This is a genomic window from Deltaproteobacteria bacterium, from assembly GCA_029860075.1.
GTDB lineage: Bacteria > Desulfobacterota > JADFVX01 > JADFVX01 > JADFVX01 > JAOUBX01.
Genome location: JAOUBX010000111.1, coordinates 1 through 12218 on the forward strand (window position 1 = coordinate 1; position 12218 = coordinate 12218).

The 12218-nt window shown below is 38.9% G+C and carries 9 protein-coding genes and 1 other RNA gene; 7 read left to right on the forward strand and 3 right to left on the reverse strand.

Annotation, left to right across the window (positions count from 1 at the left end; translation table 11 throughout):
- The 3 genes from OEV42_20115 to ssrA form a co-directional block, all read right to left on the reverse strand.
- A partial coding sequence (locus OEV42_20115; GenBank protein ID MDH3976576.1) for an NADP-dependent isocitrate dehydrogenase occupies positions 1-2115 on the reverse strand: 2115 nt, incomplete at its 3' end.
- Positions 2116-2380: 265 nt separating this feature from the next.
- The gene (locus tag OEV42_20120; protein MDH3976577.1) at positions 2381-2755 is read right to left on the reverse strand and encodes a DUF2294 domain-containing protein; all 375 of its coding nucleotides are present in this window, start codon (positions 2753-2755) and stop codon (positions 2381-2383) included.
- 112 nt (positions 2756-2867) lie between these two features.
- Positions 2868-3219, reverse strand: a transfer-messenger RNA (tmRNA) gene (gene ssrA / locus OEV42_20125).
- 171 nt (positions 3220-3390) lie between these two features.
- Between ssrA and OEV42_20130 the strand changes: the two genes are divergently transcribed.
- From OEV42_20130 to OEV42_20160, 7 genes are all read left to right on the forward strand, one after another.
- Positions 3391-4218 carry an ABC transporter permease gene (locus OEV42_20130; GenBank protein MDH3976578.1) on the forward strand — a complete coding sequence of 276 codons (828 nt, stop codon included), beginning with the start codon at positions 3391-3393 and terminating at the stop codon, positions 4216-4218.
- Positions 4215-5528, forward strand: coding sequence for an ABC transporter ATP-binding protein (locus tag OEV42_20135; protein MDH3976579.1), 1314 nt, complete (start codon positions 4215-4217; stop codon positions 5526-5528). Before OEV42_20130 ends, OEV42_20135 begins: the two co-directional genes overlap by 4 nt.
- Positions 5529-5540: 12 nt before the next feature.
- On the forward strand, positions 5541-6338 hold the full coding sequence (locus tag OEV42_20140; protein MDH3976580.1) for a sulfotransferase domain-containing protein: 798 nt from the start codon (positions 5541-5543) through the stop codon (positions 6336-6338).
- The gene (locus OEV42_20145) at positions 6331-7356 is read left to right on the forward strand and encodes a sulfotransferase (GenBank protein ID MDH3976581.1); all 1026 of its coding nucleotides are present in this window, start codon (positions 6331-6333) and stop codon (positions 7354-7356) included. Before OEV42_20140 ends, OEV42_20145 begins: the two co-directional genes overlap by 8 nt.
- A 387-nt stretch (positions 7357-7743) precedes the next feature.
- On the forward strand, positions 7744-8997 hold the full coding sequence (locus tag OEV42_20150; GenBank protein MDH3976582.1) for a glycosyltransferase family 4 protein: 1254 nt from the start codon (positions 7744-7746) through the stop codon (positions 8995-8997).
- A 284-nt stretch (positions 8998-9281) separates the two neighbouring features.
- Positions 9282-10541: a hypothetical protein gene (locus OEV42_20155; protein MDH3976583.1), complete on the forward strand. Its 1260-nt coding sequence runs from the start codon at positions 9282-9284 to the stop codon at positions 10539-10541.
- 170 nt (positions 10542-10711) lie between these two features.
- Positions 10712-11773: an SGNH/GDSL hydrolase family protein gene (locus tag OEV42_20160; GenBank protein ID MDH3976584.1), complete on the forward strand. Its 1062-nt coding sequence runs from the start codon at positions 10712-10714 to the stop codon at positions 11771-11773.
- Positions 11774-12218 lie beyond the last annotated feature (445 nt).

Genomic DNA, 12218 nt, shown 5'->3' on the forward strand with positions numbered 1-12218 from the left:
GGCGCCGATGAGTTCGTCATTGATCTTTGACTCGTTATCAGCCAGCGCTTTTGCTACGGGTGCGAAAGTCGCTGCAAGATCGGCATCGTCACTCTGTGCCGCCAGCGCTTCCGCCCAGTAAAGGGCGAGGTAGAAGTGGCTTCCACGGTTGTCGATACCACCGAGCCTGCGAGTGGGTGATTTATTCTCGTTGAGGAACTTCTCGTTGGCCTGCTCAAGCGTTGCAGCCAGAACATTTGCCTTGTCATTGTTATAAACGTTGGCAAGGTGCTTGATGGATTCAGCCAGTGCGAGGAACTCACCGAGAGAATCCCAACGGAGATACCCTTCTTTGAGGAACTGCTGTACGTGTTTTGGTGCAGACCCACCGGCGCCTGTTTCAAAGAGTCCGCCACCTTCCATGAGAGGAACGATGGAGAGCATCTTGGCGCTTGTATTGAGCTCGAGGATTGGGTAAAGGTCCGTGTTGTAATCCCTGAGGACGTTACCTGTTACAGAGATGGTGTTTTTTCCTTCTCTCATTCTTTCAACAGAAAGCTTTGCCGCTTCAGCAACGCTCATGATACGAATATCAAGACCGTTTGTATCGTGGTCTTTCAGGTACTGATCAACCTTCTTCCTGATCTCGATGTGATGTGCACGATCAGGATCGAGCCAGAATACGGCAGGATCACCGGTTGCTCTTGCTCTTGTTACAGCAAGTTTAACCCAGTCCTGGATTGGGGCATCCTTAACACGGGCGGAACGCCAGATATCACCCTCTTCAACCTGCTGCTCGTGAATAACATTTCCACCAGCATCAACAATACGGATGCTACCGTCGCCGGGCGCTTCGAAAGTGGTCGGATGAGAACCGTATTCTTCCGCCTTCTGAGCCATAAGGCCAACGTTAGGTACCGTACCCATGGTTGAAGGATCGAGAGCACCGTTCTTCCTGCAATTTTCGATAGTCTCGCTGTAAAGTGCCGCATAGCTGTGGTCAGGAATAGTACACTTGGCTTCAGCCGGATTACCTTTGGGGTCCCACATAATACCGCCGTCACGAATAACGGGAGGCATGGAAGCATCGATAATGATGTCACTTGGTACGTGGAGGTTGGTAATTCCCTTGTCCGAATCAACCATGGCCAGTTCAGGACGGGTTTTATAAACTGCTTCGATGTCCGCTTCGATTTCAGCCTTCTTGTCGGCAGGGAGATTTTCAATCCTGGCATAGAGATCACCGAGACCGTTTCTGAAGTTAACACCCAGTTCCTTAATGGTGTCGGCATGCTTCTCGATAGCATCTTTATAGTAAACCTCAACGCAGTGACCGAAAATCATGGGGTCGGACACCTTCATCATGGTGGCCTTCATGTGGAGAGAGAAGAGAATACCCTGCTTTTTCGCATCATCAATTTCATCGGCAAGGAATTTTCTGAGTGCTTTCTTGCTCATGAAGGTGGCGTCAACGACTTCACCCTTCTGGAGGGGAAGCTTCTCTGTAAGGGTAGTAGTACTGCCGTTACCATCGACAAATTCGATCCTGGCATCAGTCGCTTCAGCTATGGTCGTTGAAACTTCGTTGGAAGCAAAGTCACCGCTGCTCATGGTGGCTACGTGCGTCCTGGAATCAGGCTTCCATGCGCCCATTCTGTGGGGATTCTTCTTGGCGAAGTTTTTAACGGCATCGGCGGCACGACGGTCGGAGTTTCCTTCACGAAGTACGGGGTTAACAGCACTTCCGAGACATCTGGAATATCTTTCCTTAATATCCTTCTCTTCATCATTCTGAGGGTTTTCAGGAAACTCAGGCAGATTGTAGCCATGATCCTGGAGTTCCTTAATGGTCGCTTTGAGCTGCGGAATGGAAGCGCTAACGTTAGGAAGCTTGATGATGTTGGCATCAGGCGTCTTGGCCAGCTCACCGAGCTTGGTCAATTCATCGTCAATCTTCTGCGCATCTGTCAGTCTCTCGGGAAACTGGCAGATGACCCTTCCCGCCAGGGAAATATCCCTCGCCTCAACGGATACACCGGCCACACCGGTAAATGCCTGCACGATGGGAAGCAGGGAGTAGGTCGCCAATGCAGGCGCCTCGTCTATCTTTGTCCATAATATCTTTTCTTTTGCCATTGCTTTTTCCTCACTTAAACGTTTTTTAAAATCCTAAAAATAAAAAAGGCCGACATCACACCATAAATAGGTCTAAGATGTCGGCCCTCATTTTAACAACCTCTGGGTAATTAAACTGCCTGCCTCTATGCACTTAGCTTATGATCTAATCTGCTACTGCCTGAAAGCTAAGCCCCTTAAATCATCTGCTTGAAGCTATCTTTTTTAACAGAAAGAACATAAACTTGTCAAGAATAATCGAAAATGAATTTCAATATTTAAAAGCTTAAAATTTTCTCAGTTTCTTTTCAAGATCATCAGAAAGTGTAAAGATAATTACCTTTTCCCCACTTACTGTACTGATATCAGTATGAAATGTAATGACCTCCAGATTTGTTATCGATTTGATACCTTCATAGAGAGGTTCCTTGGTATTTTCCAGAAGTGTGGCTCTCAACTTTTTGATCAGTTCCGTACCATCCTGACCACTAATCAATTTCTGCTCGGCTCTTGTAAGAACACCTTTCAAGCGCACAAGAACCATGTCTTCAACAACATGAGTTCTAACCTCCGATGGCCCCCTCCCCATATATTCTTTTTCAAACTGTACAATTAGCTTGCTGACTTCTCCCTCAATCTCACCTTTAGACCTTCCGTTCATGAATACTCCTGATAAACAAATAAATTGAATTATATTCAAAGATAATAACTTCATTCAACTAAAAAAGGCCTGCCACGTGGGCAGACCTTCAATAGTCAATATGATATTATTATGGTGGAGGCGGCGGGAGTCGAACCCGCGTCCGGAAATACTACGCCTGGAACCTCTACATGCTTAGTCCGGATTTAGATTTAATGGCCGGGATCACCCCGGTTCAAGTTGCCCGACCACGATCCCATCTAAAGTTTCGCCCGCCGCACGATGGGAGAATAAAGCGAACTATCCTGCTAAATGGCGTTCTGTCCAGCCCCGCAGGAAAAGACCGGCAGAACGGTAGCAGCTTAAGCTGCTACTGCGTAATCGTAATCGTTGGCGATTATGATTTGGTCTGGCAGTTTTACGAGTTATCAGAGCTCGGCATGCAGTCCCGGTTTCATCATCCCCGTCGAAACCGTGGCGCCCCCAAATTCAAAAATTGAGAGGATTACGATATGAAAGAACGCATTTTAAATATATAATTAATTTGAGTTGAAAACAATAAGAAAGTTTCATTTTCACAAAGCAACAATGATATTTATTTAAGAATCCCGGATGTGCTATATTGAATGTGTAAAGTTAAATATTGTACATAAATAATGATAAACAAAAAAACTTTAGTCGTTGAAGCCGGCAAAACTGAGTCTCACTATTGGAAAGATATATGGCGCTACCGGGAGTTATTCTACTTCCTGGCATGGCGGGATATTTTGGTTCGTTACAAACAAACTGTTATTGGCATCGCATGGGCTCTGATCAGACCGTTTCTGATAATGATTATATTTACGGTTATCTTTGGGAAACTGGCAAAACTTCCATCGGAAGGCGTCCCCTATCCCGTTCTTGTTTTTGCAGCCATGCTACCATGGCAGTTTTTTGCCAACGCCCTTAGCGAAGCAAGCAACAGTCTCATTGGAAACGCCAATCTAATCGCTAAAATTTACTTTCCGCGCCTTATTATCCCGGCAAGTTCCATTATAACAAGTTTCGTTGATTTTCTCATTTCAGGCGTCATTTTGGTAGGACTTATGCTTTGGTACCAGTTCATACCTGACTGGCGAATCCTCACACTTCCACTTTTTATCGGAATTGCCTTTGCTGCAGCCATGGGAGCAGGACTCTGGTTAACGGCGCTAAACGTTAAATACCGGGATTTCCGCTATATTGTTCCTTTTATAGTGCAGTTTGGCCTTTATGTATCGCCTGTTGGTTTCAGCAGCAGTGTGGTACCGGAAGAATGGCGTCTTATTTACGCTCTCAATCCGATGGTGGGTGTTATTGATGGTTTCCGATGGGCTATCATTGGGGAAAAAAGCAATATCTTTTTGCCTGGTTTTATCTTGTCCCTCGGAATTGTGTTAAGCCTATTAATATCCGGCATTTGGTATTTCCGCAAAACTGAGAAAACCTTTGCAGACGTAATATGAGTGACACTGTAATCAAGGTTGAAAACCTCTCCAAAAAATACATAATAGGTCATGAGAAGCAGGAACGATATAGGGCCCTGCGTGATATAATTACCAATGGCGCTGTCAACCTCGTAAAAAAGTGCCTGCCTCCCTTTATATCCACCAACTCATCTTTCGAAAATCAAACTCATGAAGAATTCTGGGCTCTCAAAGATATCTCTTTTGAGATTAAGCAGGGAGATAAAGTCGGCATAATAGGCCGGAATGGCGCAGGAAAGTCTACATTACTAAAGCTCCTTAGCCGTATTACCGAGCCTACCAACGGTCGTTTTGAGATCAGCGGGAGAGTAGCTAGCCTGTTAGAAGTCGGGACAGGCTTTCATCCTGAACTGACAGGTCGCGAAAATATTTTCCTCAACGGCGCAATACTGGGAATGACAAAAGCCGAGATTAAGAAAAAGTTTGATGAAATAATTGAATTTGCCGAGATTGAGAGGTTTTTGGACACACCTGTTAAGCGGTATTCTTCCGGCATGTATGTTCGACTTGCCTTTGCTGTGGCTGCGCACTTAGAAACGGAAATACTTATTATCGATGAAGTCCTGGCTGTCGGGGACACTGCATTTCAGAAAAAATGCATGGGAAAAATGCATGAAGCATCAACGGGTGGGAAAACTATATTATTTGTAAGCCATAATATGGCTGCCATACAAAAACTTTGTGAAATAACCATAATGCTGGACAAAGGAAGACTAGTAAGTAAAGGTATAACAAAAAATATTATTAATGATTATTTATCAATTTCATCATTTGAAAAAGAGCTTGAAAATGACATACTAAAGAGATCTTCGATACCTGGCTTTGAGTTCACAATGCTTGAAGCTATTAATCCCTCCTCAAATAAAATAGCTACTGGAGAACCCCTTATCATTAGAGCTCATTACAAACATGATCCAATTTTTTTTAAATTATCATCTCCTGCCTTTGCAGTAATCATAAAAGATATTCTTGGCATAGAAATAATCAGATTGAGTACAATTCCAATTAGTGGATATGATATTGAAAAATTGTTCTCAACAGGGTATATAGAACTATTTATTCCTTTTTTTCCATTGGTCGGGGGAAGCTATTCTGTTGATATTTTACTTCTCAGGCAAAGAAAAGAGTGTCTTATACACATAGAGAGTGCTCTGCTTATTAATGTAGATGAAAAAGACATATATGACAGCGGCACTACCCTGAATAGAAAACGGGGATTAATTGCTTTATCTCATTCATGGAATCATCAAAATAATGCAAACATAATAAACGATAATTCAATCTATTGAGCGTACTATTTTATGATTAACATTCTTAATTATTTTAAACGTCTTTTTTTTACAAGGAGCGATTATGCAGATAATTTCCATATAAGGGAGAGTGATGTTTTTATAGTTTCATACCCAAAGTCTGGCAACACATGGTTACGATTTTTATTATGCAGCTATATGCTAGGAGAACAATGTGATTTTCAGAAAGGAAGAAAACTAATTCCAGATATCCATGCTGATTCAAAAATAGCAAACAATTTAAACAGTCCAAGGCTTTTGAAGAGCCACTCAATGTTCAACGATAGTTATAAAAAAATAATATACCTGGTCAGAGATGGTAGAGATGTTGCCGTCTCTTATTATTGGCATCTAATAAAATTCAAAGTTATTCCCGGCACACTGAAATTTAGTGACTTTTTAGAGAAGTTTAATAAAGGAGAGTTTGGCGGCAAATGGTCGGAGCATGTAATATCATGGATTGATAGCAGCACTCAAAAGCATGTGGTCAGATACGAAGATCTAAAATCAGACCCAGTCAATAATTTATTCAAAATAATTGAATTCTTGAATTTAGATGGGGATTTAAAACCGGATTTCAATCGTATTGTGCAAGCGGTAGACAACTGCAGTTTGGATAAAATGAGGTCAATTGAAAGGGCTCAACGTGACTCTATTCCAACTCACAAAAACTCTAATTTTGATATTGATTTTGTCAGAAAAGGAGGGGTGGGCGATTATCAAAATTACTTTAGCGCTACCCTTGAAGAGAATTTCATAAAATTGCATGGGAACAGTTTAAAACGATTTGGTTATATAAATAATGGATGATCACAATCTTATATTTCTTATTTCACAACCCCGCTCCGGCTCTACATTACTACAGCATATTTTAGGGAGTCATTCAGAAATCCATACGCTTCCTGAACCATGGTTAATGCTTCACCAGATATATGGACTCCGTTCATCAGGCATTGAGACGGACTATCAAGCTCAATATGCTTACATTAACATGAAGCGTTTTCTTGAAATAACGCCTAATGGTGAAGAGGTATATGAGGGTGCCATTCGCAATATGACATTACAATTATATGAAAACGCCTTGCAATCATCAGGAAAAAAATATTTTTTAGATAAAACTCCGAGATATTATTTTATAATTCCTGATTTGTATAGACTTTTCCCGAGAGCAAAGTTTATTTTTATTTTACGAAATCCTATGGCTGTGCTTTCATCCCTTCTTACTGTTATTTTTAATGGGAATTGGCAAGGTTTATTTGAAAGAGACAGAAAGCACGATATTTTAACAGCCCCTCATTTAATTCTTGAAGGTATTAAGACGCTTGGCAGTAAAGCAATTGTAGTTAATTATGAAAAACTTGTAACTGAGCCAACACAAACCGTAAAAAAACTGTGCCATAAACTGGAAATAGCATTTGAAAATGATATGATAAACTACGGTGGCAAATTACATTTTAAGGCTGGTGTTGATCCTAAAAGTATATACAAACATACCAAGCCAGTCAGAGATTATGCAGATGGTTGGTGGAAGAAATTTGATACGCCCCAAAAAGTTTATATTGCCAGAAATTATATAGAAACTCTGGGAAGAAAAACAATAAGTGATTTAGGGTATTCTTATGATGATCTCATGAATAAGTTAACTTCTTTAGATAATAATCAGAGGAAACCTTATCCACTAATATCATGGAAGCTTATAACAACACCATCAGAGAAACTGTCTTGCTTTAGCAAGTTTAAAATTACCCTTTTAAGCTCATTGCAGAGTATAGGATTTTGGCATACTCTATGGCGTTGTATAAGCTTCATAACAAGAAAAATCCATTAATAATTACCCTCTTTTATGTTTGGCACTTATAGATTTATCCTGGCTATTTCTGTTGCAATGATGCACTTAGGTGATGATATATCAGGTATCTCCGGTTATATTGCCGAGTTACCCACGAAAAGTAGACACACGCACTAATTAGGTATATAAAATAAGGAGATGTGTCAAAATGGCTAAAAGAAACACAATATAATCAATTAACAGTGTCCTCTTTTTGTGAGTAAGACCAATATAAATGAAACCCACAAATCAGGCTATTTATTTAAATCTGAAAGAGATTTATTATTTTAAAAGGCAGAAATTAATTTTATTACGTGCAAAGAATGGATGACAAATAATGAACAAGGTCTTGATACATGGGGTATTTACTTTGCTGGAAGAGGATAAATGAAAGTCGGTGTTTTCATAAATTCTAATCTACCACAAGTAGGAGGCGCCTATAGCTTTGAATGGGGATTATTTAACTCATTAATTAAACTTCACTCTCAAAGCAAACATTCATTCTTATTTTACCTCAGTAATAACAAGCCATGTAAAAAAGTATTAGAGAATAATTTGAAATATATCTATTTACATCGTACTTTCAAAGAACGCTTCTTTTCCAGGTGCAAAAACGTTGCATCAGCTACATTAAAAAAATCCCTTAATCCCAGAATTCCCTTCAAAGTAGAAAGCGCTTATGACAAACATATACTGGATTCTCTCCTTACTAACGGCATTGATATTACGTGGTCTTTATCTCCGGGTTGCCTTTCAATGGAAATTCCATACATTACAACAGTATTTGATTTACAACACCGTTTACAACCCTATTTCCCGGAGGTTAGTAAAAATGGCGAATGGAATAGCCGGGAAAAAAATTACTCTGTCATACTTAGACGTGCCTCAATCATTATTGTCGGTACTGAAACAGGCAGAAAAGAAATTGGGAATTTTTACAATATCCCATTGGACAGAATTAAAATACTGCCATTCCCGGCACCTGTATCCTTCCTAAATGTAAAATCAAATGATGACAAAAAAGTTCTGCAAAAATATCATATTGATAAAAATTATCTATTCTATCCAGCTCAATTCTGGGCTCACAAGAATCACGCCAACTTACTTCTGGCAGTTAAGTACCTTAAAGATCACTTTGATTTAAATTTTAATATTGTATTCGTTGGCTCTGATATGGGCAATATTTCCTATGTTAAAAAACTAATTAATGATCTCAATTTATCTGAGCAAGTGCATTTACTAGGCTTTGTACCTCAAGAAGATTTAAGACCGCTTTACCGCAATGCCTTTGCCCTTACCTTTGTCAGTTTTTTTGGGCCTGACAATCTACCACCTCTTGAAGCTTTTTCATTGGCTTGTCCCGTTATTGCATCAAAGATCTCAGGCTCTGATGAACAGCTGGGAGATGCCGCTTTATTAGTTGATCCGGGATCACCTGAACAAATAGCAAATGCTATTATTTCTCTTTATAGAGATGAAGGACTACGTGAAACACTTGTGCAGCGTGGATTAAAACGATCAGCAAAATGGACTTGCGATGACTATATCAAGAGTGTTTTTTCTATCCTCGATGAGTTTGAACCTATTAGGCGTTGTTGGGACAACAGGGCTATTTATAAAAATCCAAAATTATTAGGTTGATCACCGTACTTTAGCAATATAGCCTGCTTTTTAATTAGATAAAATAATATAATTAAAGGTTCTTGTCCAAAAAAGCTTGATAATTCTTATAGGAATTCATGTGTTCTCTTTTGGCTGGCATCCAGAAACTATGATAATATTAGCCTGTCAGAAGACCTCATAGATAATAAGGAGGTTGCTAAGTGAAGCTTTCTATTAGAAACAAATACCAAAAATGATTTTTGATTTACTGCTGATTGTAACTTTCCAATTTTTAAGTGCAATTTGAATATCAAACACCATAAGTGAAATTTATCATCAAGCTTTTTAGATATGAACCCATTTTTATCTGTAATGAAACAATGAGTATCGAATCCAATAAAATGCAATTGCCGCGATTGCTCTGCATATCTAATGTTCCCATAGAGTCATCCTGCCATGGCTCAGTAGTACTTTATAGGCTTTTGCAGAAATATCCGCCTGAGAAACTTCAAGTGATTGAATATGAGAAGCAGAAATCAATTCTTAACCGTCGTCTTTTGGGAGTGCGATACCATACAATTTCTTTAGGCAGATCAGACTTTTTTCCTACTCGTTTTACTAAATTGCACTCTTTTTTTATTCTCTGCAATGCAGCAAAGCAATATAGAAAGATAAATAAAATTCATGGTAGTTTTTCTCCAGAGGCGGTATTAACTGTTGCTCATGGCTACCTATGGATTACAGCAGCAGAGTATGCTAAACGTTCCAATATACCGCTTCATATAATAAATCATGATGATACACCAGAGATAAGCAGTGTACCAACATTTTTCAGAAAACATTTGCAACAACAATTTGGCCATATATACAGGCAAGCAGCATCACAACTCTGTGTATCACCTTTTATGAGGGAAGAGTACTTCAATCGTTATGGTGTAAAAGGAAAAGTTCTCTACCCCTCTCTAGGATCAAATACATTGGTATTTACCAAACCGCCTGACAATATAAAAGAACATAAGAAAAGAATAATATTTGCTTTTGCCGGCTCTGTTCATGGACCCTATGCACAGGCTTTGAGAAAATTGGCTGACCTATTGGAACCACATAATGGGCAAGTTTTTATCTATGGACCTTTAACAGAGGCTCAGGCCAAGTCTGCAAATCTGAACTGTCCAAACATTCAGGTGAAGGGACTACTTCCATCAACAAACGACCTTATAATAAATTTGCGTGACAAGGTTGATGTACTATTTGTCCCAATGTCCTTTGAGGGTAAAGACCGTCCAAACATGGAAATTAGTTTCCCAAGTAAACTGGCTGTCTATACGGCAACCGGTCTGCCTTTATTAATTTATGGCCCCCCCTATTGTTCGGCTGTGCGGTGGGCGAGAGAGAATCCAGGAGTAGCGGAAGTAGTTGAGACCGAGGATAATAACACTTTTGCCTCAGCAATTCATCGTATTACTCAAGATGAGGAGTATCGTATGCAACTGGCTCAATCTTCGATTAACGCTTGCCTCCGCTATTTTTCTCACGAATCTGCCTGGGAAGTCTTGACAAGCTGTCTGATGAGAGCACAATAATTTTGACTTACCATTTCTACAAAAACTATTCTTATTCTTAGTACTAACAATATATTTAAAGGCGATGCCAAGGTAAGACAAAGATGATAAATAAAAGAAAGTATATATTATTTTCAATCATTACAATTTTTATTGTCTTTTTTTCTACATTATTTATCTCGGAGGTTATTTTGAGATTATTTTCACCAGAGTGGCTGGAACTAAGAATGAAGGAACTGACAGCAGGAAAGGCTTATGAATTTGGTAGTGACCAAAACTGGCCCGTCGTTAAGGTTAATGGGAAGGTTAAGAACTTCAAACCAAATTCAAGTTTTGCAGTTCGTCACTATGAATATGACAATAAAGCCAACATAGACGAGCTTGGAGGGAGACGCACAAAATACAGTGAAGGCGGTAAAGTGGTTCCATTTTTAGGCGACTCATTTACATTTGGAGTGGGCGTAGAAGACCAGGAAACTTATGTAAGCTTGCTTTCACAAAAATCCGGAATTCGTTTCCTGAACCTCGGTGTACCTGGAAGCGCATTGCATTTTCAAAATGATATAGTTGAAATGCGGCATAACGAAATTGGAAGACCCAATCTATATATCTTTAATGTCTTTATAGGGAATGATTTCGATAACATTAAGTATCATTACGCGACAAAACAAAATACAAGCGAAAAGAAGAAAAAGAAAAACACAATATCGTTGCTTGTATCAATAAATAATTTCGTTTATCACAATAATTTTCTAAAGAGATCCTATACTATTCAATTTTTTAGGCAACAAATTGTTCAAATAATAAATCATAATAATCAACAATTTATTAACCCAATCTTTAATATAATAAGAACGGATACTCTGCATTTAGACAATACAAATAAATTGTTCAATAAAGAACTGGAGCGATTAATGAGAATGGCAACCAATTTGAACTTTAGAATTATATTTATTGCATTGCCCGATAAGTATCAAGTCAATGAAAACTTATTGAGAGCCAAAGCAAAATACTACTCAATAGAAGAAAGCTTGCTCGACAAACTTGCTCCAAATCAAACATTGGAGAGAAATTTTAGAAACTATGGAATTCCCTTTTTTGATGTATCAAATTGTCTTATGAAAAATAAACAGTTTTATATGCTTTACTACACCCAAGACAATCATTTTACAAAATATGGCCATGAAGCAGTTGCCGAATGTTTAGAAAAACAAGGATTTTACTCTATTGTTAAAAGTCTCTCTCAAAGCTGAGCATATTCATATTTGAGTTTGACTCTAACCCGACACTACCTTTAAGCTTGCTAACAGCAGTGTTGAATCGAAGGGGATAACTTTATTCTGCAAACAACTATAAATCACCTGTATCTTTTGAGAAAGAATGGGTAGAGTATAAAAAAGTCTGAAGATAATTTTCAAAAGCTTCATTTAAAATCAAGATAAAGTAATTAATCTCTTGAATAATAAACTAAATAAATTATCCCCCCCCCTCGCGCGCGCCTGGCCATTTGTCAGTCAATCTGCGCTTGACCCGGAATCCCATTTTAATATAGAAATGGTGGTTTACCTTTGGGGATGACATGAGACAACAAGCTTGATGAAATTTGCTCCTAATGTTATTAAATGACTCAATAAATCAATAAATTGTATAACCATGAATGTATCTGAAATATTATCCTTTTCTCGATATGAATGGGCA

Coding starts and splice junctions, on each gene's coding strand:
- OEV42_20120 (MDH3976577.1), bottom strand. CDS start 2,755: ATGAACGGAAGGTCTAAAGGTGAGATTGAGGGAGAAGTCAGCAAGCTA.
- OEV42_20130 (MDH3976578.1), top strand. CDS start 3,391: ATGATAAACAAAAAAACTTTAGTCGTTGAAGCCGGCAAAACTGAGTCT.
- OEV42_20135 (MDH3976579.1), top strand. CDS start 4,215: ATGAGTGACACTGTAATCAAGGTTGAAAACCTCTCCAAAAAATACATA.
- OEV42_20140 (MDH3976580.1), top strand. CDS start 5,541: ATGATTAACATTCTTAATTATTTTAAACGTCTTTTTTTTACAAGGAGC.
- OEV42_20145 (MDH3976581.1), top strand. CDS start 6,331: ATGGATGATCACAATCTTATATTTCTTATTTCACAACCCCGCTCCGGC.
- OEV42_20150 (MDH3976582.1), top strand. CDS start 7,744: ATGAAAGTCGGTGTTTTCATAAATTCTAATCTACCACAAGTAGGAGGC.